Here is a 25,650-nt window from a genome sequence, read left to right as displayed (position 1 = left end):
CGGGTTACTGCCGATGAAATAAAGAGATTGATGAAGAATTAATCAAAGATTATCTCATGAACCACTTATCTTTTAACTTATTCTGTGAGAGTTTTTTTGCTCCTATACATCCATCTGCCCACGCTTTATTATCAGCCTCACTTAGCCCAAATTACATTCATTTTATTTCTTTTTTTTGCAATCGAGATAAAGTTTGTTATATCAATGTTTCTAATAGATATTTTGTTTGCTTATACAAAGTAAAATTAGTATGTATTTAACATAAACTATTTCTAGACTCCCGTATAAACACTGGATATAGGGCATGTTCATTAAGAGTTAGGCTTCTTTCTTTTAAACTGCTGCTACTCTCTGCTTCTAATTCTTTAAAAACATGACTGTGCACATCATAAATCATACCTAGCGTATTACCCAAATGTTCTGCAATGGCTTTAACAGGGGCTCTTATTTATTAATACGGTTATTTTTCACTTTTGCTAGTTTTATCATTTCTCTCTTCTTTTGATTGATATAATTATTGGTAATTAGGATCAGCCATTCGAATTGTTATAAATACTGTATGTTCATTATTTAGACTTATATTAGGATTCATATAATAAATAGATACTATATGATATCTTAAATTATTGATAATGATATTAAAATAACTAGTATTGTGAGTCTATATAATAGGTGATATTGTTGATGTAGTTTATTGACATAATGTGTTTGCGAATATCACAAAATGTATACAATTTATTAAAATTAGTAGGATTAATATATGAATGGTTAACAAAAGAAAGGGAATAGAAATGTATAAAACAAACAAAAAAACAGATGTAACTCCTAAAAATTTATTATCTCCTCCAGCCTCTCAAACAGAATCAAGTGTTGCTTTAATTTGGGAGAAACCAAAACTTTTTTCAAAAGTAGCCATATATCATATTTATATGGACAATAATTTGGTTGGAACTAGTAGGAATACTGATTTTACCATCAACAATATACCCTGCAGTCAGGAGAGTGAAGTATATATAAAAGCTATTTTAAAAAATGGTGAAATTTCTTTGAAAAGTAATACTATTAAAATAAAAACCAAAAATAAAAGTAAATCTTATGATATAACTTCTTTCGGAGCAATCGGAGATGGAAAAACTTTATGTACTAGAGCAATTCAAAATGCAATCAACACGTGTGAAAAGGGTGGTACGGTTTATATTCCTAAAGGAACTTTTGTAACAGGTGCTATCTTTCTAAAGAGTAATATGACACTTTATATTGAAGATGGTGGCCTATTACTAGGCAGTTTTGATACTGCTGATTATCCATTATTCAAATACAGATGGGAAGGTCTAGAAACTACATGCTATGCAAGCTTAATCAATACGAAAATTTCTAATAATACAAGATTAGAAAATATCACCATTGAAGGTTTAGGTAAAATAGATGCAAACGGAAGTAAGCTCAGGGAGAAAGAGATTACCGAACAGAACGGCAAGCCTGGTCGGGCAATATGTATAAGAAATGTCGATAACCTGTACTTGAAAGATATTACAATCAAACAGTCTCCTGCATGGTGTGTTCATCTTATATATTGTAACCGTGTAAGTGTAAACAATATTAAGATATATACGAAGCGAGATGAACAGGGAAAAAAATATGAAGGTATAGCAAATGGCGACGGATTAAATCCTGATTCATCCAGGGATGTATACATTTTTAATTCAATGATTTCCAGTCAGGATGATTGTATTGCCATTAAATCTGGCAGGGGTGCTGAAGGTAGAATGATTGACATTCCCTCTGAAAATATTAGAATCACAAATTGCACATTTAAAAGTGGTTTTGGTGTAGCAGTCGGAAGTGAAATGTCGGGAAATGTAAGGAATGTAGTTGTACAAGATTGTGACTTTAAGGATGTCTATAGTATTGGTAGTATAAAGGCTCCTAGAGGAAGAGGAGGGATAGTAGAAAATATCAATTATAAAGATTGTACATTAGCGAATTATGACCTATCTCTTCAAGATTGTAAGTGGTTTAGAGGAGCAATTTATATCGATCAATTTTACAGTCATGACACATTTGATCCAAATAAAATTGAAGAGTTGAATGAGGGTACGTCTATTATTAAGGACATAAATTTTGAAAACATTGAATTAAACACACTAACGGGAAATGCTGTATTTTTATCCGGTTTACCTGAAAGTCCTTTGCAAAATATTCAACTGATAAATGTAAATGCGATAGGTAAATATGGATGTAAAACTAACAATATTAAAGGATTTTCTTTAAGAAATGTTACTATTAAGGCGACATATGGAGAAAATATAACATTTAATAATGTAGATATGCTATAAAATAAGGTGTTTATAGATTACGAGTACATAAAAGGAGAGGCTAGCATGCTAGTCTCTCCTTTGTAATTTATATAAAATTATTTTGTAAACCTACAAATCTATTTTTCATTGTACCTAACACCAAACAGGTAAAAGATTAAAATTTTAACATGTTTCTTAATTTTTTCTTACTTATTACTTATAGTTTGATTAGATAAGATTATTATGAAGGCAAAATATGAAAGCGTTTAATTTGTCTGAAGGGGGTTGCTACATGAAAACAAAATATGTTTTTTAAAACATAGGAAATAGGAAAATCACTCTAGAATAAAGGCGTGCTAATATAAGGAGGAAAAAATCAAAAATGGACATACAATTGAAAAAGCACCATTATGTATTATTTATCTGTTTTGTTATTATTTTATTTATGTCACCATACCCCGGAATAGAAACTCATCAAGTATTAGCAACCACTGACAATATTATTAATAATCCCAGTTTTGAAGAAGATGAAGAAACTACTTTAACACCTGATGGCTGGAACACCATTACAGAGGCTGGAGATGTAACGACACAATCTGAAGGTCATAGTGGTGAATATTCTGTAAAGCTAGAGTCTTCTGAAAGAGCGGGAGACTTTAGTAACCCAAGTGTTGGTATTTATCAATTTCATACTGGATTAGAACAGGGGACATATACGGTTTCTCTTAAAGTTCGGACATCAAATCCTGATCCGGACAGTGGTTCTCAACAGGAAGCTGCTTATTTGGAAGCAAAAGATACGGGTGCCCCAGAAATGCGTGCATTTATTAACTTATTTGCTGACGATTCATCAGATTGGAATCATGTAGTATTGCGAAATGTCATTGTATATAACGGACAAGCTACCATAGGTGTTTATTTAAAAGATGCAGTAGAAGGCACAACCCTTGAAGTCGATGATGTTGAATTTAATTTAGAACATTCAGACAATAATCCACTAGTTAACTGGGATTTTGAAAGTGGAAATACAGATGGTTGGTCGGTTACCGGTGATGCAGATGTTGTAGATGAAAACGTTGATGCTGGTGAATACGCTACAGAATTAAAATCAGAATCCCGCATTTCTCAAACTGTTGAAGTAAAACCTAATACAGAATACATTGCAACAGTAAGAGCGAAAGTGAGTAGTGAATCAGATCGTATAAATATTGGAGTAGAAGGAATTAATGAAACTCGTTCAGCTCCGTCAACAACTACGAACTATTCTTTGTTACCTGTTGCTTTTAGTACTGGATCAGATGAAACAACAGCTACTATTTATTTGGAAAGAACGAATGGTGGTTCAGGTAATGGATATGTAGATAGTATTGATTTATTCGAATTAGATCAAACGGTCACCAAAGGGGTAGATGTTTCTTATTTACCGATTGTTGAAGATTTTGGAGGAAAATATAAAGCAAATGGAGTTGAGCAAGACTTTTTTGATATTATCCGTAATAGAGGTGTAAATGCAGTTACCTCAATGTTCTTTGTGGAAGCGGGAAATTATATCTATGATGAAACAGAATTTACAGATGAGGATTGGGAAGATTTTCGATCTGGTGTTATGGATGGTTTGCCGAGGGTAATGGATACCATTACTTACACTCGAGATCTTGAACATTTAGGGACAGAAACAAATCCTAGAACAATGATTCCAGGTTATTTTGGTAAGGAACAAGCAATCGAAATAGGAAAACGTGCAAAAGAACAAGGTATGAAATTTGAAATTTCTTTCCATTATAGTGATCAATGGATGAGTGCGGGAAAAGCATGGAAACCATTGGCATGGTTTGATCAGGATCTACAACAATTACAAACAACTATGTATAATTATTCTTATGATTTTGTCAAAACTATGGTTGATGAAGGTGTAACTCCAGATACAGTCAAGATGGGTAATGAGCAGAACGCTGGATTAGTATGGCCAGAAGGAAGGATATGGTCTGATTATAAAGAAGGCTTCGCTAAATTGGTCAATGCATCATATCAAGGGATAAAGGATGCTTCACCTACAACTAGAGGATTCCTTCATTTGAATAATGGGTATGATGTGGATTATACAAATAATTGGTATGCAGATGTGGAAGAACATAATATAGAGTGGGACGGCGAAGCTTATTCTTTATATGGTGGTCGTGAAACTGGAAGTATTGTCAGTATGTTAAAAAATAACTTAAATCGCTGGAAGGATAAAGATGTGATTTTCTCAGAAACTGGACTTGCACATACGAGAAATCAATATTCTCCTATGAATGTCTCCGGTAATATTAGTAATAAATTTTATGAAATTTCACAGCGAGGACAATATAATTGGCTGATTGAATATATGCAAGCATTCAGAGATGTACCTAACCCACATAATGCTGAAATAGGTTTTTTCTATTGGGCAGCTGAGTGGTTGAGTAAAGGTGAAGGTCATGATGAATGGTTCTCACCTTGGATTCCAGGTGGGAGTAACAATGAATATGGAAACACAGTGGAAAATAGAACACTATTTACTTACGATGGACATGTCTCGGATGGTATGCTTGCTTACTTATGGCGTGGAAAAGCTTCGTCAAAAGAAGAATCAGGGAAAGTATCTCACAATTCTGCAGATGCTTATAGTGTAGAACCAACTTCTGTGACAGGTGTAGAACTGGATGAAGCAGACTTAGAATTAGTTACAGGTGAAAGTCAGAGGTTGGTACCAACCATAAAACCAGTGGAACAATTCACGTATTCAAATGTCAGTTGGTCTAGCAGCGATGAATCGATAGCAACAGTAGATAAACATGGGATTGTAACTGGTGTAAATCCAGGTATATCAACGATAACTGTCAAGACAGAAGATGGGGGATTTACTGCAAGTCGTAATGTAAAAGTAGATGAGCAAGTATTGGCAAGTGACCTTACTATTAAGTCTCCTGAAGTCTCTGATCAATTAATTACAGCTACTGTTGGTGAACACATTAATATAGACGCTGAAATTGGAAATGATGCATCAGATAATCGTTTGATCTTTACTTCCTCTGACCCAGAAGTAGCATCATTTTTAGGTGAAGCGGTTGAAGCTGTCACTTCAGGTCATCTCATCCAACAGCCATTAGTTACAGATGATGTAACGCTTATCGCAAATAGAGAAGGTAGCACTGAAATAACCATTTCATCAGCAGATGGGAATGTTCAAGAGAGTTTTATGTTAGAAATTACGAAAATTGCTGTCGATAATGTAGAAATTCAATCCTCTATTACAACTATTGGTATTAACCGAACTGCGCAATTAGAAGCAACTGTTTTTCCAGAGGATGCTTCGTACCCTGATTTGGAATGGACAATCAATGATGAATCGATAGCAACTGTTAATAACAATGGCCAAATAACAGGTGTAACAGAAGGGGAAGCAACAATTACGGCAACATCTGTTGAAAATAGTGAAGCATCTGATAGTGTAACAATATCTGTTGTGCCGATAAAAGCTGAAACAATTGAAATAGATCAGGAAATGATAGGCTTACGTAAAGGTGATACTCAAACCATTAATGCCACTGTTTTTCCAGAAGATACCACTAACAAAGCATTGGAATGGTCGTCAAGTGATACCAATGTATTTACAGTAAATGAAGGAGAAGTTTTAGCGGTAGGAAATGGAGAAGCCGAATTAACAATTACTTCTGAAGATGGAGGAGTAACCACAATCGTTAACGTTTTAGTAGCAGATGATCTTTCTGTTACAGGAGTAGAGATTGATCTAACAGAACTTGAATTAATTGCTGGTCAATATCAACAATTGCAAGCATCAGTTATTCCATCTGTAGCTGATAATACAAATGTTGAATGGTCCTCTTCAGATGAAACTATTGCTAAAGTAACAAATGATGGCTTTGTAATTGCTGAAAATGCAGGAGAGGCAACGATAACTGTAGAGACAGTGGATGGTGGGTATAAAGCTGAAACTACAGTATTAGTAACGGATGAATTACAAATTGGAAGAGGGGAATTCACAGATGCAAGTAGTCTAAATGCCAATCACCCACCTTCACGTGCTGTGGATGATGTTGATGAAGACACGGCATGGTCACCAGGTACGCCAAGTGGCACAAACTCTTGGTGGATTGATCTAGGACAAACAGCTGAAATTAACCAGATAGATATGGAATTTTGGGCATTACAAAAATATATTATTGAAGTTTCAGATGATGGATCAACATACGAAGAAGTGTTCGATCAAACAGACTCTTTTAGTGATTCTGAATCGGTTTCTAATACATTACCAGAAGATGTAACAGGAAGGTATATTAAAGTTACCATTGTGGAGGCAACCCAAGAGAATCAAACAAACTGGCAGTCCATTGTTGATTTTGTAGTAAAAGGAAAATTTATTACACAACCAACGGAACTTGTATTAAGTGAGTCTAATAAATCAGTTGTAATGACAGAAAGCTTTGATATTACTGCAGAGTTAACTCCTTCATTTATTATTGAGGAGATCAGATGGGAAACTAGTGATTCATCCTTGGCGGAAGTAGAAGGTAGCGGAAAAGAAGTTAGTATAAATACTTATGCCCATGATGGTTCGCAAGGTGAAATAAAACAAGCAATTATTACAGCAACGTCTGAAAGTGGTCTTTCAGCAGAACTAACAGTGGATATAAAATCACCAATTATTGCGGAGGATATGTCGATTGAACGGATAGATGGTAATCCGATCCCAAGTAATGGGAAAATAACAATGGTTGAGGGGGAAACTATCGAATTTGAAGTGAGTGTGTTTCAATCCACAGCTGATTATAAACCAATTTATTGGATATCGGGTGATGAAGAAATCGCTACCATTGAAAAAACAGAAGATAATAGTTTTATTGTATCTACTCACCAAGCAGGAACAACTCATATTAGCGCAATAGTTGATTCCTATAGTGACCTTACGGGTGGTTTTTTATTTGAAACACAGCTTGAGTTAACTATTGAACCTGAAGAAGAAGTAAATAAAACAGAATTGGAAAATGCTATCCAGACAGCTGAAACACTTCTTGATGAAGCTGAGATAGGAGAGGTACCAGGTCAGTTCCCAAAAACGGCAGTTGAAGCACTAAAAGGGGCTATTCAAGAAGCGCAATTGATTCTAGATAAAAACGATTTAAAGCAAGTAGAAATAAATCAAGCAAGAGCTACATTAGAAGAATCAGTATCAGATTTTAAAAATACTGTAAATAAATCGCCAGAAGTAGACAAAACAGAATTAGAGACTATTATTAAGTCAGCTCAAGCTGATCTTGATGAATCTGAGATAGGGGATTCTACAGGACAATATCCACAAACTGCAGTTGATGCACTAGAGCAAGTAATTCAAGAATCTCAAATGATTCTCGATAATTCTGAGATAACACAAGATGAAGTGGATGTGGCTATAGGTGAATTAAAATCTGCTATTGATGTATTTTTACAATCTATGAATGAAGACCCAAATGATGAACAGAAGACAATTGAAATTGGCATTGAGGAGAAAATTTCAGTAGAGGCAGGTTCCATTATTACCATCGAAGGAAGTCGTTCAAAAATCACTCTGCCTAATGATCTGCCAACCGGCACTACATTAATAGTTAAAGAGGTTGATTTAACATATGAGGGCCTAAATAGAGCAGGGGACCTATTTGACTTTGAATTTGACTATCCAATTGGAAATGAGCCTAATGGAGAATTTACATTAGTTTTAGAATACGATTCGTCCAATTACTCTGCAGATGAGATTAATATCTACTACCTTAATGAAAAAACTGGTGAATGGGAACATCGAGGAGGAGAAGCTGAAAAAGGTACGATTAGATTACAAGTACCACATTTCTCAATATACGGTGTTTTTGCTGAAGAAACAGATGATGCTAATAATGAGGAAAATCCACCAGTGGATAATCAAGATGAAACTAATGAAGAAGATCAACAAGTGGAAAATCAAGATCAAACTAATGAGGAAGATCCCCAAGTGGATAACAATCAAGAAACGAATCAGAAAAATAATCAAGAAAATGAGAAAGATAAACTTCCAGATACAGCAACCAACTTATTTAATTGGATTTTATTGGGTGCTATTCTTATAATCATTGGAGTATCTGTTATATACATCAAGAAGAGAATGCAGTCTTAAGAAGAAGTGGATTTTGTTATTTAGTTGAACTGTACTCAGTTAGTGATTCTATTTACCTTATCACTAACTGAGGTTTCTTTTATTTATATATGAATTGTTTTAACAATGTCCAATCTCCTTATAGATGAATGTAGATTTTAGCGTATAATAAACTTAATTATTTTTAAGTGAACAACAAGAGTTTAATAAATAGAATCATTAAGGGGTTGGGGTTGATGAAAAAGAAAAAATCTTTTTTTGTGAAAATTACTATTATTATTGCATTATTAATCATTCCTATTGTCATATTACATTCCTATTCTTATCAAACAAGCGTCTCTACAATGAGAGAAGAAATGATGAACAATAAAAAAAATCAACTTTCCTACTTAAAGGAACAAATGGAACACAGCCTAGAAAGGTTGTCTCTTGTTCCTAGTTCTTTGTCTCAAGACTTATCAGTTGCGCTTTTGCAAAGTAGTGTGTTGCTAGAAGATCCTTACTTGAGGGTTGATAGCCAACGTCAACTCAAGGAAAAAATGTTCCTTCAAATATTCTCTAATCCATTTGATACGGAGATATCTGTTTATTTTTCTGATTTAAATAGAGTAATCTCCACCTCCACCTTAATCAATAAAAATAATTTGTTTTTAGAGGGGAATTATGGTGAGTGGGAGTATTACGAAGTAGGAAAAGAATCATACTTCCGTCTTCTATATACAAAATTTCATTCACAAAAGAGTAATCCTGAGGAAGAAAATATAATTATCGAAATACGATTTGATTCCAAGAATATAAAGGAACTTTTAATGCAAAATAGCACAAACGATGTTGGTGATTTATTTGTTTACACTGGCAGTGGTGACTACATAGAGACGCCAATGAAAAATAAAGAAATAAATGAAAACATAGTTGAAAAAATATTACGGACAAATTATACAGACGAGAATTATCACCAATTTGAGTACAATCATAGCGGAGAAAATTATCAAGTTAGTTATCTTTATTTACCTGTATCAAATACTTATTTAATTGACTATACGCCAATTGAAAAAGTAATGATGCCGATATTGGAGAGTAGAAATCTGTTTATTATTAGTCTATCTGCGCTACTAATATTAACAATAATTTCATTGTTTTTGCTTTATAAAAATGTCCAGCGCCCAATTATGCAATTAATAAAAGGTCTTTCAGGATTTGAATTAGGTAACTATTCATTCAGAATAAAAAATAAATATAATAATGAATTTGATTATTTAATTTCTAGCTTTAATCAGATGGGTGCAAAAATTCAGTACTTAATTGAAAATATTTACGAGGAACAAAATCGTTCCAGATTAGCATCAATTAAACAATTACAATCACAAATAAACCCCCATTTTTTATATAACTGTTTATCCTTTATATCAAGCTGTACAAAAGTAGGAGCAACAGATTCTGCAATCAAAATGACATATCATCTCGCAGATTATTATCGATATACAACAGATGTGGAAAATCAAAATCCAACTCTGCAAGAGGAGATTGAACTGATCGAAAATTATTTAGAAATATATAAAATCAGATCTGAAAGATTGGAGTTTGATATCGATATTCCTAATGATATGCGGCAAAAAGAATTTATTAGATTAACACTTCAACCAATCGTTGAGAATGCAGTTGTCCATGGGTTAGAAACGCACATGGGTGATGGATGGGTTAAAGTAACAGGTTCTATGGATGATAATTTCAACAAAATTACCATTGAGGATAATGGTAGAGGGGTCTCTCAGGATAAACTGATACGAATGCAAGCTAATTTAGATGCCCCATTCAAAGAAGAGGTAAGAGTTGGATTGCAAAATGTGCATCAAAGACTTAAATATCATTTTGGAGAAGGTTCTGGACTTACATTTTCACATTCAAAGTATGGTGGTTTATGCGTGGAATTCCGCTGGAAATACAGAAAAAATTGACCACGGTGAGAAAGTTTTGAAACCTCATTCTAATCATAGTTTACTTTAAACGGAGGAATTAATATGACTCAAATATTGCTAGTTGATGATGAACCAATGTTATTGAGAAGTATAGAGCAAACACTGGTTAATGAATGTAAGATAGACAACATATTAAAAGCGTACTCTGGAACTGAAGCTATACAAATTATAAAAGAAAATAAAATTGAGATTGTAGTAACAGATATACGTATGCCTGGAATGGATGGTATTGAATTAAGTAAGCATATTTATCAGAATCATACTAATATAAAATGCATAATATTGTCAGGATATACGGAGTTTGAATATGCTCAACAAGCAATAAAATATAATGTAGTGGATTATTTGATTAAGCCGATTAGAGATGATGAATTAATTGAAGTAGTTAACAAAAGCACAAGAAAATTACAAGAGGAGAAAGAACGAGAGAGTAGTCATGATAATTTTAAGTTGCATTTGCCACTTTTACGCTCACAATTGTTAAATGATGTGTTATTGAGAAAGGTTAACATCCAAAAAGACTTAGTCACTAAACTAGAAAATTATAAAATTGCTTTTACTAAGGATGATAAATTTGTTCAGATTTTTATTCGATTAGAGAAATGGTTCGTAGATTCTTCATTAGTGGATCGATCCATCTACAAATATGCCATTATTAACCTAATGAATGACTTCTTAAGAGATGATTTTGAATATTGGCAAGGAAATGATCAATTTGAAACATTAATTTACTTAATAAAGCCAAAGAATCTAAAAGATCTAGATCAAAACCACAGTCATCTAATAGAAACTTTAGAACAGTTTAAAAAGGATGTGTATACCTTCTTAAAAGGGGAGGTATCTATTCTAATCAGTCAGACAGGTGTGTTTCCAACCGATATAGTATCAATCTACGAGAAGGCCCTGAATCAATTTTGGAAAACACCTAAGAACAGTTTAACCTCTATTTCAATTGATGAAAATCTGGAACAACAACGACCTAATACACTTAAAAGCTTATCCACCTCCCCGACATTTGGCCAACTATTAGAATTAGGTAGATGGAAGGATGCTAAAGAAAAGTTAAGTAGAGTTAATCAATTTATAGATAATACAATGGAAACAGAAGAACATAAGAATGAGTTGTTTTATACAGTGCTTCAGGCGTTTACCCATTTTGCTCATATGAAAGAAAAATCGTTATCCGAACTAATAGGAAGTAATTTAGATATGTTGCAAGGTCCATATTATTTTAAAGATATTGAACATATTATTACTTGGTCTTTAGAGATAATTAATGATATTGAATTAATTTATAGCTCAACAGAAGGAAAGAGTCAGCAACAAATTATCGAAAGAGTGCAAAAATATGTGGAAGGCAACATAGCAGATGCTACTTTAAATTCAATAGCTGAACATGTCGGTGTCCATCCAGTTTATTTGTCTACAGTATACAAAAAAAGAACTAATGAAAACCTAAGTGACTTTATTCATAGAAGAAAGATGGATAATGCGAAAGAGCTACTACTGGCAACAAATATCAAAATTTTTGAGATCTCAGAACAGTGTGGTTTCCACAACCCACCTTATTTTAGTAAATTGTTTAAGACCTATTTTGGTATTACTCCTCAGGAATGTCGAGAGAGATTTCGAAATATCAAATAATATTAAAATCTTATTATACACATTAATTTTTTATGTCTTATGATTAAGAATAACTTTCGTTATGATAAATATATAACGTATTAAATGAAAGCGTTATACAAAAATGAGTACTTACAATAAAAGAGAGGAGGATTGTTTTTAATAGAAGTAAGAAATTAAGTAGTTTCTTCGGAATTTATCTATATTATTCCAATGTTAAAAACCAAATAATAGTGACAGAGGTCTGTAACATTACAACGGTTAAATCGCTATCACACTAAAAAAACTAAACGAAAGAGGGGAAAATTATGAAGAAATTTTTGTTGTTGTTAGTAACTATTTCTATGATTTTTTGGTTAGCAGCATGCAGTAGCAGTGAAGGTTCAAATGAACAAGACAATCAAACCAGTAATAATGAAGAGGATAGCAATAATCAGGCAGAAGAAAGTGAGGATGAAGAAATCACTTTAAGATTTGCATGGTGGGGTGAACAAAATAGAGCAAATTACACGTTAGAGGTAATCGAACTATTTGAAGAACAAAATCCAAATGTCACAATTGAAGCAGAATACGCTAGTTGGGATGATTACTGGAGAAAACTAGCTCCTCAGGCTGCTGCTGGAGAACTTCCAGACATTATTCAAATGGATTTATCTTATATATCTGAGTACTCCGCTAATAATCAAATAACTGACCTGACTCCATTCATCGGTGAAGAGATAAACGTAGACAATATAGCCGATTCAGTTATATCAGGTGGAGAAGTTAATGGTGGAATACATGGTTTTAATGTAGGTACTACAGCTTCTAGTTTTTTCTATAATCCTGCTATAGCTGAGGAAATTGGAGTAGAATTATCCGAAGATTGGACATGGGATGACTTTGAGGAGATTGCTAAAACCGCTGCAGAAGAGGGTTATGAAGGTGGAGCAGGTGTTAGTGAAACCCAAGTAAGTTTTGATTACTATCTTAGAACTAAAGGACAAAAATTATTTGCGGAGGATGGAAGTGGTCTTGCTTATGATGATGATCAATTGTTTGTAGATTACTTTACAATGCAAAAAGAATTGGTTGATTTAGGTGCTGGTCCAACTCCAGATGAAGTAGCGCAACAAACTGGACCAGAAGATTCTTCGCTAGTTAAAGGTGAAGGTCTAGGAGGAATTGGTTGGGCGACTCAGTTTCCTGGGACTCAAGAGTTAACTGACTTGGATTTATCATTAACAAACCCACCCGCAGCTTCTGAGGATACAAAAGGGTTATATCTTAAACCTAGTATGTTATTCTCAATCGCAGAAAATTCGAATCATAAAGAAATGGCTGCTAAATTTATCGATTTCTTTGTAAATGATGTAGAAGCAAATAAATTGATTATGGCTGATCGTGGTATTCCGGTTTCTTCTGTAATCAAAGAAGAGCTTAGTAATGAGGTACCTGATGCACAGGCACAAGTATTTGATTACATTAGTTGGGTAGAAGAAAATAGTTCACCAATGGGAGGTCCTGATCCATCTGGTGCTGGCGAGGTTATAAGTGCTCTGCAACGTCTTGCTGAACAAATTATTTATGGTGAAGTAACCCCAGATGAGGCTGCTGAAGATTTCAGAGTTCAAGCGGAAAGTATTTTGGGATCTAATTAATTAGATAGATAGCTGATCTTTTATAGATCAGCTATTATTTTAATAAGATAAAGGAGCTTTAGAGATGCAAACAAAAATAACACAGAATCTATGGGGATATCTATTTATTGGACCTTTTATTATTGGCTTTTTAGCCTTTACAATCATTCCAATAGTATCTTCACTTTATTTTTCTTTCACATCATATAACATGTTTACAACACCACAATGGATTGGTGTAGAAAATTTTAAAGAAATGTTTACATCTGACCCGAGATACATACATTCTCTTAAAATTACTTTTATATATGTTTTTGTAGGGGTTCCTTTAAGGTTAGCATTTGCTTTAATCGTCGCAATGTTATTAAATACAGCGTCCCGTGCAGTAGGTCTATACCGTACTTTGTATTATTTACCATCATTAATAGGTGGAAGTGTAGCGGTAGCAATTATGTGGCGTAATATTTTTGGAGATGAGGGGATTGTTAACCTGGCGTTACTATCTATGGGGATTGACCCTATTAGATGGTTTGGTGATCCTACAGCTGCTCTATGGATGCTGATCTTTTTATCTGTCTGGCAATTCGGTTCTTCTATGTTAATTTTCCTGGCTGGTTTAAAATCAATTCCTAGAAGCTATTATGAAGCAGCTAGTGTTGATGGTGGTAGTTATTTACAGAAATTCGTGAACATTACCCTTCCAATGTTAAGTCCAGTAATCTTATTCAACGCAATTATGCAAACTATTGCAGCGTTCATGACTTTTGTTCCAGCTTTTATTATTTCCAAAGGTACTGGGGGACCTTTAGATGGAACCTTACTTTACTCCCTTTACTTATTTAAGCAAGGTTTTGAGTTCTTTAATATGGGTTATGCCTCGGCAATGGCATGGGTGATGTTAATTATCATTGCGATCTTAACTTCTCTTATATTTCTATCATCAAAATATTGGGTTCACTATGAATCAGAAGGAGGCAGATAATCATGCAAACAAAAAATATGAGGAAAATTATATATCATGTTCTTGTAGGTGGATTTGCTATTCTGTTATTGTATCCAGTAATTTGGTTGATCATGAGTTCTTTTAAGGTGAGTCAGAGAATATTTATTACAGCTGATTCATTGATACCAGATCCCTTTGTATTAAGCAATTATGTACAAGGTTGGCAAGGCTTCGGAGATTACAGTTTTGGAACAAATATTAACAACACCGTTATTTTTGTTATTCTGGTCTTAATAGGCCATATCATTTCTTGTTCCTTGATTGCGTTTGGATTTGCACGGTTAAAATTTGCAGGAAGAAGTTTTTGGTTTGCAATTATGATTATGACTTTAATGTTACCCTACGAAGTTGTTATGATACCGCAGTATATCATTTTTGCTGAATTAGGATGGTTAAACTCTTTAAAACCATTAGTTGTTCCAGCCTATTTCGGACATCCATTTTTTATTTTCTTACTCGTTCAGTTTATTCGTACGATTCCAAGAGAGTTAGATGAAGCTGCTACGATTGATGGTTGTAATACATTCCAAATATATTACCGAATCATTTTACCTTTAATCGTGCCAGCGCTTGCTACTACTGCTATCTTTACTTTTTATTGGACGTGGGATAATTTGCTTGGGCCAGTGTTATATTTAAATAGCCCTTCAAAATACACCGTATCTATGGCATTGAATATGTTCTTAAGCAATGAGACCGCTTCAAATTGGGGAGCAATGTTTGCTATGTCAGTAGTATCGTTAATACCAGTGTTTATTATCTTTTTCATTTTCCAGCGTTATGTAGTTGATGGCATCAGTACGAGTGGATTGAAAGGATAAATTCTTTATGAGGTGATTACAAGAAGTTGAGTAATTGCCTCTATTACTATTTTAGGTGTGTGATTTAAATTGGAAGCTTTAAATAAAGCATTGATATGGATTACAAAGATAGCGTATTTGAATTTATTATGGATCTTGTTTACAGTGATTGGAATTATAGTAGTCGGGATATTCCCTGCAACCGCTGCCGCATTCACGATTGCTCGTAAATGGATAACAGGAGATACTGACATCGGTATTTTCAGTAATTTTCTTCTAGCGTATCGTCAATCATTTAAAGAGGCAAATATTTTAGGTTATGTTCTTTTACTTTTTGGATATATATTATATTTAGATTTTTTATTTATTACGCTTGCTCCTAATCAATATGTAACTTTATTGACAATTCCTTTTCTGTTTATTTTAATTTTATTCGTACTGACAACAATTTATGTTTATCCAGTGTATGTATATTATGACATGAAGGTATTTCAAACCCTAAAAAGTGCTTTTTTTATTATGTTATTGAATCCCCTATCGACATTAACAATGTTATTAGGATTGTTAGGTATACTATATATATTATGGAATTTCCAAGGATTAGCAATCTTTTTTAGTATGGGTGTTATTTGTGTTGCTTTAATGATGCCAGCACACCGAGCGTTTTTGAAAATTCATAAGAAACAAAACATGCATATACAATGAATGAAAATGGAGGTCTTAAAATGGAAGAGTTTGTACTAAATTATTTTACAAAAGTTCGATCAAATGAGAAACTTTCAATCCCTGTACAATATGCAATAGATATGCTTAAAAGAGATATGGACAAGCGATTAGATTCTTCAGCAAAGATAAAAGCTAATGACAATACTGTAATAGACATTGACTATGTAGTGGAACCAAAAAAAGAAAAGTGGGAACAATTTATTATTACATTTTCTAATATAAATGGAATGAAAACGATGCATATAAGAGGAAGTGACGAGTTAGGAGTTATTTATGGAATTTTATATGTTAGCAAAATATATTTGAGAATTGATCCATTTTGGTTCTGGGCTGATTTGCCAATTGAGAAGATAGATTATGTTTCTATCCCAATGAAGAAATTCACATCTAAACAACCGAAAGTACGTTATCGAGGCTGGTTTTTAAATGATGAAGTTTGTCTAATTGGATGGAAAAAAGAATATCCACCCACAAAAGAAGTTTGGTTCCCTGTTTTTGAAGCGCTACTAAGGTGTGGAGGAAATATGGTTATTCCAGGAACTGATTTGCCACGCAATGGAATTCATTTTGATTTGGCTTCCGAACTAGGGTTATGGGTTACCCATCATCATGCAGAGCCACTTGGAGCAGAAATGTTTAAACGTGAATTTCCGGATAAGCAAGCGAGTTATACTCTTTATCCAGAGTTGTATGAATCTTTATGGGAAGAAGCTATACAAAAACAAAAAGATAAGAAGATCATTTGGGTATTATCCTTTCGAGGACAAGGTGATGAACCATTCTGGAAACAAGACCCAAGCTATGACACACCCGAAAAAAGAGGCCGGTTAATTTCACAGGTTATCCATAGACAGTTAGAGATGGTAAAAAAACATGTAAAAAACCCCGAATGTTGTGTAGCGCTTTATGGGGAGATTTCTGAACTTTATAAAAACGGACACATCAAGTTGCCAGAAGGAGTTATAAAAGTATGGGCAGATAATGGGTATGGCAAGATGGTTTCTCGTCGAAATAACAATGAAGATTTTCGAATACCCTCTATGCCAGAAGGAGGTTCAGAAGGAAAACAAGGTATCTATTATCATGTAACTTTTCATGACCTACAAGCCTCCAATCACTTGACTATGTTTCCAGCATCTCCGAATATAATTAAACATGAACTAGAGAATGTAATGGAGTACGGAGGAGATGATTATTTTCTTATAAATGCTGGGAATATTCGTATGCATTTGTATCCGCTCGATCTAGTATCTGATATATGGAATGAAGGAACAATAAACACGCATTCTCACTTGGGGAATTTTGTGAAAAGAATGTATGCTACACATCATGAAGATTTAATGAAATTATATGATCAGTATTTTCAATGTACCATTTTGTATGGAAAACATGAAGATAATCGGGCAGGAGAACAATTTTACCACCATCCTGTGAGAAAGATTATTGGTCATTGGATGCAAGGAAAATCAGATCAAAAATTGATTTCTTTAAATTGGGCTACAGGAGAAAAAACTTTTCCTGAGCAAGTGCAATGGTTTAAACAAGTTTGTGAGTCTTACTTAGGTGCATGGGAGAAATTAAGGAGAGAGTGCGAAAAAATAAAGGATCAACTAAAAGATGAGGATAAACAAAGATTTTCGGATCAGTTTATTATTCAAGTAAAGTTACATGAATCCGGCTGTAAAGGTATTATGGATGTCTGTACTGCATATGAATACTTTAATCAAAAAAAATATCCTGAAGCATTTGTGTATGCTTCCAAAGCATTATGGAACTACCGCAAAGGATACGAGGCGATGCGAGCATCTGAACATGGGAAATGGGAAAACTTCTACAAGGCTGATTGGTTAACTAATGTAGATAGTACTATTAAAAATGTCGATACACTAAGGAAATTCATCCGAATGCATGGGGATAGTCCTGATTTTTTTGCTTGGTACAAAGAGTATTTGATGGAAGAGAAAGAAAAACATATCTATTTAGAAAATACCCACCGAAACCCTTTAACTGATGATGAACTAGCCAAAAGGTTAGAACCAGTTTTGTTTTTATAACTTTTCAGAATTTCTATTACTTGCCGTATACTATATACCATTTGTCGAAGTTATTTTTTGTATTAAAAGCAGACTTAACCCAGGGTATGGCAAATTCAGAAGGTGTTTTTATGACTTGAAAATAGTTGTAGGTGTTCACCATGATCTCATTCCGGATGACTAATCTCAATGAAATTATATCAATAACGTAGAATTGGATACTCGAACTGGGAATGGTAATATTACAAAACTTATACAATAGCCAAATTTACATTAGAACGGACAAGTGGCCAATGCGTCACTTGTGAATTCTACTAGGTAAATATTTTGTTGGTGAATGGTTAGGGTTTTCTTTAAAAGGTTAAGCATGAATCTTTTTTGGTTCATGCTTTTAATCAATGAAACACTGACTTCTTACATTATTCTGTGAGAGGTTTTTTCCTTCACATCCATCTGCCCACGCTATAGTTATTAGCCCCAAATCAGCCCCACTTAGCCCCTAATACATTCATTTTATTGCATTATTTTGCATGCTAACATATTTGTATAAGTGACCTAAAGACTGTTTTATCAATGTTTTAATAGATGTTTTGCTTTCTGATGCAAAATAAAAGTAGTATGTATTTTAACATAAACTAATTCTAGATTCCCTTATAAACACTGGGGTTGAGACATGTTCATTGAGAGTTAGCCCCAATTTAAGCCCTACTTTCTTCTAACTACTGCTAAATAATTTGACACTCTCTTCTTCTAATTCCTTAAAGACATGACCGTACACATTATAAATCATTCCTGGTGCATTTCCAAAACGTTCTGCAATTGGTATAACAGGGTTGATATAATTATTCGTGATAGGATTAACTATTCATTTGCATTTTAATAAGTAGGTATCTTAGTAAACTTAGAAAGTTGAGAAAACCATTTTAAATGAAATAATTACTATTACACCATATATATCCAGATGATATGTTATGATATAAGTGACTTTTTATCAGTTGAAGATGATTTATTACTTATAGATATACTATGTTGTCCAGTCATGATTAGCATAATGTTATTTCTCATTGGATAAAATATTGAGGTATTGTTTATTGAAAAAACAGTACTTTAAGAATAAAATAGTCAAAGATTGTGTGATATATATTATTTTTCTATATTGAATTTATATTATGAACATCTTAGTTAATAAATTCTCACTAATTCTGGTGGGGGTTTCTATGAAAGTTAGGATCTTTGTATGGATGGGAGGTTAACTAGTGGATTTAAACGCAATCATTCAATATGGTGAATCAAAACATGTTGAATTTAAAAGCTGGATAAAAGTGCCTAATAAAAAAGATCTGATTAATATTTTAGTAAATGAATCTGTAGGATTTGCTAATACAGATGGCGGTACAATACTAGTCGGTGTAGAAGATAATGGTGAAATCACTGGGTGTGATTATTATGATGAACAAAAGATAATTGAAAGTATATATGATAAAACGATGCCGAATTTATTTACTGATATTGATGTATCAAATATAGAAGGTAAAGATATTTTGATAATAACTGTTGAGAAATCTCCCGATATTGTGGCTACTTCTAAAGGTGTTGTATATAAAAGATTAGGTAAAAACACTAAACCATTCTATCCGTCAGAGTATGCTTCCAATAAAATAAAAGGATTTGAAGGGGACTATTCGGCAAAAGTTATTGTACCTGCAACAAAGAATGATATAGACTTTACAGAAGTAGAACGGTTAAAACGAAAAATTCAAGCTAGAGATAGTGAATCCACTTTATATCAATCAGATAACATAAGTTTTTTGAAAGACTTACGGTTAATAGAATTAGTAGACTCTGAAATGAAATTAACAGTTGCTGGTTTATTATTTGTAGGGACGAAAGAAGCTATTGCAAAATACATGCCCCAATCTGAGATTATTCTTCTTACATATAATGAGGATCAGACTGAATACAATAAGCGTTTAGAATTAAAACTTCCTATTTCCTATTATTCAGGTTGTAGATAGAATTCAGCAATTTTTCGAAGACAGAAATGGTATTCGAAATATTCAAATGGGTCTCTTTAAATTAGAAGTACAAGATTATCCTATAAATGTATTTCAAGAGGCATTATTGAATGCCATTTCTCACCGTGATTATGAAAGTAATGCATCGATTTTTGTGAAGTTTTATCCAACTGAAATTATTATAGAAAATCCTGGGGCGTTTCCAGCCGGAGTTGATAGTACAAATATCATCACTCATCCATCTTCTCCAAGAAATAAATTAATAGCGGAAACACTGCAAAAATTGAAATATGTACAACGGTCTGGTCAAGGGGTGGATATTATATTTAAGGATATGCTATCTTCAGGAAAATCTGCTCCTGAATATAACCTTTATTCTGAAGCGGTAAGTCTTACTCTGAGAAGTAATTTAGAGGATATCGATTTTTTGCGATTTATCACAAACGAACAAGAAGCAAGTGGTGATTTTTCAGTATCAGAAATTTGTATATTAAAGAAAGTAAAGGGAGAAAAAACCATCGCAGTTCAAAAGGCGGCAGAGGTAGCGCAAATCACCACTCAGTCTGCAGTAAATGTTTTAAATAAACTTGTACAAAAGAAAAACCTACTTCAAAGGTCATCAAGAAATAAATACATGTTTACTCATCGTGTATATGAAAGTCTGGGAGAGACAATTCAATATACGAAAGATAAAGATTTTGATGAAATACAAGCAAAACAAATGATTCTAGATTATTTGAGAAATAATAAAAAGATAACACGCCCTGATGTTGAAAGTTTATGTGGCTTTTCATCAACTAGTAGTAAACGTATTTTGCAACAGCTAAGAGATGAGGGTTTAATTGTTTTAGTTGGTAGATCACGTGCTAGTCATTATGTATTAAAATAGACAAGATAAAATATAAACGGAAGTTCATAGGCTGTATTTGGGCCGCAAATGGACCGCAAATGGACCGCAAACTCAAAGGTTGAAACATCAAATGGACTGCAAAGTGAAAAACTGAACCGAGTAGACCACATTGAAATATATATAAAACGATTGAATAAATTGTAATTTGGACTAAGTGAAAGTTGATAATATGTTCAATATTCCTTTATTCAAAAACATTAATCAAAACCACCAGTTCAGACTGGTGGTTATCTGTTCCGGTGTCCGTCCTTCTATAACATGTTACACTAGACTTACAATTAGTTAGAATGGTGAGGGATGAAGTATGCCGGATTGGTCGTATCATACCATTTTTAAACCAATACTACATAGGTTATCTAGTTATACATCTAGGGAATTTATTCATCGAGGCATGAGTAAAATAGCTTCCATTCCTTTTGGCCCCCATATTATTAACTTTTTAGGAAGACATGAAAGCTCTCCAGCACTTTCGCGACAACTAGATGGAATTACATTTGCAAATCCTGTTGGACTTTCTGGAAAAATAGATCCATTATTAACGGGAACTAAGGCTTTCACCAATCTTGGTTTTGGGTTCTTGGAAGTTGGACCGATTACATTAGAGCGCAAGGATTGTGTACAGATCCCCTTGGTTGATACAGAAAATCAATTCATTGAATTCCCGAGTGATCAGGGATCATTAGGTCTTCAAGCAACTGTCAACAAGCTTAAAAGTATAGAGGCGAAACAACCGATATTCCTACGACTGTCAGGAACAGTTAGCGAAGTGAAAAAATTAATTCTAACACTAGACCCCTATGCGGATGGTTTTATAATTGATCATAAGGAACAAAGCTTAATTTCACTTACATCTAAGCCAATTTACTGTGCAATTTCCTCTGAAAAATGGGAGGAGGCTATTTTTGAGTTGCACAGTGAATTTTCAGGAATTTTACTTTGTTTTGATGAAAACAAAGTGGATGATTATATTTCGAAGATCAAAAAGATAAGGGAATGCGGTTATTCGAAAACAATTATTACCTCAGGTGGCATTCAAGAGCCACAGCACGCGCTAGACATCATAGAAGCTGGTGCTAATTTAGTGTTGTTAGCAGATGGTTATGTTTTTTCAGGTCCAGGATTAACGAATCGCATTAATGAAGCATTGTTAACCAAACAAGAACTACCGATCGAGCAACAAAAAGGCTGGTGGGACTATTGGTTATTTGGTCTATTTATATGTATCGGTGGACTATTAGCTTTATTATTTAGCGTTACTTCGATTATACTGCCATACGATGAAGCGTTTCTAGGAATGAAAAAAACAGAGATTTTTCGGTTTAATAAGCGAATTATGTTGTTTATGGCCCATGATCGAATGACTCTTGCTGGCACAATGATCTCAGGTGGGATCATCTATATGAATTTAGCGAAACACGGGATAAGATATGGTATAAAGTGGGCAAAACAAGCTACCGATGCAGCTGCTATTTTAGGATTTCTGGGAATTTTTTTATTTATTGGATTTGGTTATTTTGATTGGCTACACCTTTTGTTTTGGCTTGTATTACTACCTTTTTATATGAAAGGATTTTTTTCTACAAGGGGTATTTCGGGAACACCTACGTCAAATAACAAAAGAAATCACCAGATTTGGAAACGGTCGGTATGGGGGCAATTTCTATTTGTTATATTAGGATTTTCTTTCGTAATTGGTGGTATTGTTATATCGCTTTACGGTGTAACTTCCGTATTTGTTCCAACTGATCTCCTTTATTTATGCATGTCACCAGAACAATTACAATCTTTTAATGACAGACTGATTCCAGTTATTGCACATGACCGGGCTGGATTTGGGAGTGCTTTACTGAGTGTGGGACTTCTTGTATTAATGTTGTCACTTTGGGGCTTCCAACAAGGGAAAAAGTGGATGTGGTGGACTTATTTAATAGGAGGTTTACCTGCATTTATTACAGCTATATCCATCCACATTGCTATTGGCTATACAACATTCATTCATTTACTTCCTGCATACTTTGCTATTTTGCTTTACATCGGTGGTCTTGTCCTTACCTATTCCTTTTTTCATAAAGGGGATGATGACTAATAGGAGAGGGTTCTCTTGCTTCTTTTTGAAAAAGTAAAATATAAGTAGAATGTATTTTAACATATATTTAGAATAAAATGGAACTAGTTCGTCTACACATAGAAGTATGTGGGTGTTTTTCGATAGTAGAAAAAAATTTACCAAATTACTATTAAAATACTTGCAAAAAAATTCAGATTTCATTATTATAAGAATTGTGTTAGCACTCGTTGTTGATGAGTGCTAATAATTAAAAATAATGAATGAGAAATTCAAGGAGGTAACGAAAGAGATGCTAAAACCATTAGGTGATCGTGTCATTATTGAGCTTGTAGAGCAAGAAGAAAAAACAGCGAGTGGAATTGTTCTTCCAGATTCTGCGAAGGAAAAACCACAAGAGGGTAAAGTTGTAGCTGTTGGTTCTGGACGTGTAACAGACAACGGAGAAAAAATTGCACTAGAAGTAGAAGAAGGAAACATTATCATTTATTCAAAATTTGCTGGTACAGAAGTTAAATACGATGGCAAAGAATACTTAATTCTTCGTGAAAGTGACATTTTAGCAGTAGTAAGCTAAATAAAGCGGAGAGATTAACGATAAATAGCATAACTTTTTGATAATTTTAAGGAGGTTTTTTAACAATGGCTAAAGAATTAAAATTTAGTGAAGACGCACGCCGCGCAATGCTTCGCGGGGTAGATACTCTTGCAAATGCAGTGAAAGTAACATTAGGGCCAAAAGGTCGTAACGTTGTATTAGATAAAAAATATGGTTCACCACTAATCACAAACGATGGTGTAACAATTGCTAAAGAAATTGAATTAGAAGATAAATTCGAAAACATGGGTGCACAACTAGTATCAGAAGTAGCATCTCAAACAAACGATGTAGCGGGTGACGGTACTACTACAGCAACTGTACTTGCTCAAGCAATGATCCAAGAAGGTCTTAAAAATGTTGCTTCAGGTGCAAACCCAGTTGGCGTACGTCGCGGTATCGAAAAAGCGGTTGAAATTGCTACAGAAGAACTTCGTAAAGTCTCTAAACCAATCGAAGGAAAAGATTCTATTGCACAAGTAGCTTCCATTTCTTCAGGTGATAAAGAAGTTGGACAATTAATCGCTGAAGCTATGGAGCGTGTTGGTAACGATGGTGTTATCACAATTGAAGAATCTAAAGGATTCAATACTGAATTAGAAGTAGTAGAAGGTATGCAGTTTGACCGTGGTTATGCTTCTCCATACATGGTAACAGACCAGGATAAAATGGAAGCAGAACTTGAAGATCCATACATTCTAATCACTGATAAGAAAATCAACAATATCCAAGAAGTATTACCAGTACTTGAGCAAGTTGTACAACAAGGTAAGCCACTACTATTAATCGCTGAAGATGTAGAAGGCGAAGCACTTGCAACACTTGTAGTAAACAAATTACGTGGAACATTCAATGCAGTAGCTGTTAAAGCGCCTGGATTCGGTGACCGTCGTAAAGCAATGCTAGAAGATATTGCAACGTTAACAGGTGCAGAAGTAATTACAGAAGATCTAGGATTAGAACTTAAAAACACTAGCATTGAGCAACTAGGTCGCGCTTCTAAGATTGTTGTAACAAAAGAAGATACTACAATCGTTGAAGGATCTGGTAATCCAGAGCAAATTTCTGCTCGCGTTGCTCAAATCCGTGCTCAAGCAGAGGAAACTACTTCTGAATTCGATAAAGAAAAATTACAAGAACGCCTTGCTAAGTTAGCTGGTGGTGTAGCAGTAGTTAAAGTTGGTGCTGCAACTGAAACAGAATTAAAAGAACGCAAATTACGTATTGAGGATGCATTAAACTCAACTCGTGCAGCAGTTCAAGAAGGTATCGTTTCAGGTGGTGGTACTGCACTACTTAACGTATATAAACAAGTACAAGGCTTAAACCTTGAAGATGACGAAGCAACAGGTGTTAACATCGTTCTTCGTGCACTAGAAGAGCCTGTACGTCAAATCGCAGCTAACGCTGGTCTTGAAGGTTCTATCATTGTAGAACGTCTAAAAGGTGAAAAAGTAGGCATTGGTTTCAACGCAGCAACTGGCGAATGGGTAAACATGATCGATGCAGGTATCGTAGACCCAACAAAAGTTACTCGTTCCGCACTACAAAACGCAGCATCTGTAGCGGCAATGTTCCTAACTACTGAAGCTGTAGTAGCTGACCTTCCAGAAGAAGGTGGAGCTGCTCCTGACATGAGTGGAATGGGCGGCGGAATGCCTGGAATGGGTGGAATGATGTAGGAGTTAATCCTTCATCTTGAGAAATAGTTAAGGCTAATTTTGCCCTTTTTGTGAACCAGTCATGTAAATTATTTTTTTCTAAAGTATAGACTACTTCCTAAAATTTAAGGGGGTAGTCTTTTTATGTTATTGGATCCCAGTTCTAGGAGTAGTGGCTA

General features: G+C 34.1%; 14 protein-coding genes. All 14 read left to right on the top strand.

Annotated elements, in window-relative coordinates; genetic code table 11:
* The first annotated feature begins 764 nt into the window (after positions 1-764).
* The 14 genes from BN3107_RS03530 to groL all read left to right on the top strand — a co-directional run bounded on the left by BN3107_RS03530 (position 765) and on the right by groL (position 25,492).
* Positions 765-2,336, top strand: coding sequence for a glycoside hydrolase family 28 protein (locus tag BN3107_RS03530; RefSeq protein ID WP_231735243.1), 1,572 nt, complete (start codon positions 765-767; stop codon positions 2,334-2,336).
* Positions 2,337-2,679: 343 nt separating this feature from the next.
* Positions 2,680-8,463 carry a glycosyl hydrolase 53 family protein gene (locus BN3107_RS03525; protein ID WP_058306261.1) on the top strand — a complete coding sequence of 1,928 codons (5,784 nt, stop codon included), beginning with the start codon at positions 2,680-2,682 and terminating at the stop codon, positions 8,461-8,463.
* A gap of 215 nt (positions 8,464-8,678) precedes the next feature.
* Complete coding sequence (locus tag BN3107_RS03520) at positions 8,679-10,397, top strand: sensor histidine kinase (protein WP_058306260.1); 1,719 nt, start codon at positions 8,679-8,681, stop codon at positions 10,395-10,397.
* Between the two features lie 63 nt (positions 10,398-10,460).
* The gene (locus BN3107_RS03515; RefSeq protein ID WP_058306259.1) at positions 10,461-12,062 is read left to right on the top strand and encodes a response regulator; all 1,602 of its coding nucleotides are present in this window, start codon (positions 10,461-10,463) and stop codon (positions 12,060-12,062) included.
* 287 nt (positions 12,063-12,349) lie between these two features.
* Entirely contained in the window at positions 12,350-13,681 is a 1,332-nt protein-coding gene (locus tag BN3107_RS03510) for an ABC transporter substrate-binding protein (RefSeq protein WP_058306258.1), read from the top strand.
* Between the two features lie 64 nt (positions 13,682-13,745).
* Entirely contained in the window at positions 13,746-14,642 is an 897-nt protein-coding gene (locus BN3107_RS03505) for a carbohydrate ABC transporter permease (RefSeq protein WP_058306257.1), read from the top strand.
* 2 nt (positions 14,643-14,644) lie between these two features.
* Positions 14,645-15,484: a carbohydrate ABC transporter permease gene (locus BN3107_RS03500; RefSeq protein ID WP_058306256.1), complete on the top strand. Its 840-nt coding sequence runs from the start codon at positions 14,645-14,647 to the stop codon at positions 15,482-15,484.
* Positions 15,485-15,553: 69 nt separating this feature from the next.
* The gene (locus tag BN3107_RS03495; RefSeq protein WP_058306255.1) at positions 15,554-16,168 is read left to right on the top strand and encodes a YesL family protein; all 615 of its coding nucleotides are present in this window, start codon (positions 15,554-15,556) and stop codon (positions 16,166-16,168) included.
* Positions 16,169-16,188: 20 nt separating this feature from the next.
* Complete coding sequence (locus BN3107_RS03490) at positions 16,189-18,243, top strand: glycosyl hydrolase 115 family protein (protein ID WP_058306254.1); 2,055 nt, start codon at positions 16,189-16,191, stop codon at positions 18,241-18,243.
* A 1,235-nt stretch (positions 18,244-19,478) separates the two neighbouring features.
* Positions 19,479-20,237, top strand: a complete 759-nt coding sequence (locus BN3107_RS03485) for an AlbA family DNA-binding domain-containing protein (protein WP_058306253.1) — start codon at positions 19,479-19,481, stop codon at positions 20,235-20,237.
* Positions 20,238-20,343: 106 nt separating this feature from the next.
* Positions 20,344-21,126 (top strand): ATP-binding protein, encoded by a 783-nt coding sequence (locus BN3107_RS03480; RefSeq protein ID WP_187370990.1) that lies wholly within the window; start codon positions 20,344-20,346, stop codon positions 21,124-21,126.
* Positions 21,127-21,451: 325 nt separating this feature from the next.
* The gene (locus BN3107_RS03475; protein WP_058306251.1) at positions 21,452-23,233 is read left to right on the top strand and encodes a dihydroorotate dehydrogenase; all 1,782 of its coding nucleotides are present in this window, start codon (positions 21,452-21,454) and stop codon (positions 23,231-23,233) included.
* A gap of 271 nt (positions 23,234-23,504) precedes the next feature.
* On the top strand, positions 23,505-23,789 hold the full coding sequence (gene groES, locus BN3107_RS03470; protein WP_058306250.1) for a co-chaperone GroES: 285 nt from the start codon (positions 23,505-23,507) through the stop codon (positions 23,787-23,789).
* A gap of 65 nt (positions 23,790-23,854) precedes the next feature.
* Positions 23,855-25,492, top strand: a complete 1,638-nt coding sequence (gene groL, locus BN3107_RS03465; protein WP_058306249.1) for a chaperonin GroEL — start codon at positions 23,855-23,857, stop codon at positions 25,490-25,492.
* The last annotated feature ends 158 nt before the right edge of the window (positions 25,493-25,650 follow it).

It is taken from the genome of Gracilibacillus massiliensis (assembly GCF_001458115.1).
GTDB classification, from domain to species: domain Bacteria; phylum Bacillota; class Bacilli; order Bacillales; family Amphibacillaceae; genus Gracilibacillus; species Gracilibacillus massiliensis.
This window is presented reverse-complemented; position numbering and strand designations above follow the sequence as displayed.

Coding starts and splice junctions, on each gene's coding strand:
- BN3107_RS03530 (WP_231735243.1), top strand. CDS start 765: ATGGTTAACAAAAGAAAGGGAATAGAAATGTATAAAACAAACAAAAAA.
- BN3107_RS03525 (WP_058306261.1), top strand. CDS start 2,680: ATGGACATACAATTGAAAAAGCACCATTATGTATTATTTATCTGTTTT.
- BN3107_RS03520 (WP_058306260.1), top strand. CDS start 8,679: ATGAAAAAGAAAAAATCTTTTTTTGTGAAAATTACTATTATTATTGCA.
- BN3107_RS03515 (WP_058306259.1), top strand. CDS start 10,461: ATGACTCAAATATTGCTAGTTGATGATGAACCAATGTTATTGAGAAGT.
- BN3107_RS03510 (WP_058306258.1), top strand. CDS start 12,350: ATGAAGAAATTTTTGTTGTTGTTAGTAACTATTTCTATGATTTTTTGG.
- BN3107_RS03505 (WP_058306257.1), top strand. CDS start 13,746: ATGCAAACAAAAATAACACAGAATCTATGGGGATATCTATTTATTGGA.
- BN3107_RS03500 (WP_058306256.1), top strand. CDS start 14,645: ATGCAAACAAAAAATATGAGGAAAATTATATATCATGTTCTTGTAGGT.
- BN3107_RS03490 (WP_058306254.1), top strand. CDS start 16,189: ATGGAAGAGTTTGTACTAAATTATTTTACAAAAGTTCGATCAAATGAG.
- BN3107_RS03475 (WP_058306251.1), top strand. CDS start 21,452: ATGCCGGATTGGTCGTATCATACCATTTTTAAACCAATACTACATAGG.
- groES (WP_058306250.1), top strand. CDS start 23,505: ATGCTAAAACCATTAGGTGATCGTGTCATTATTGAGCTTGTAGAGCAA.
- groL (WP_058306249.1), top strand. CDS start 23,855: ATGGCTAAAGAATTAAAATTTAGTGAAGACGCACGCCGCGCAATGCTT.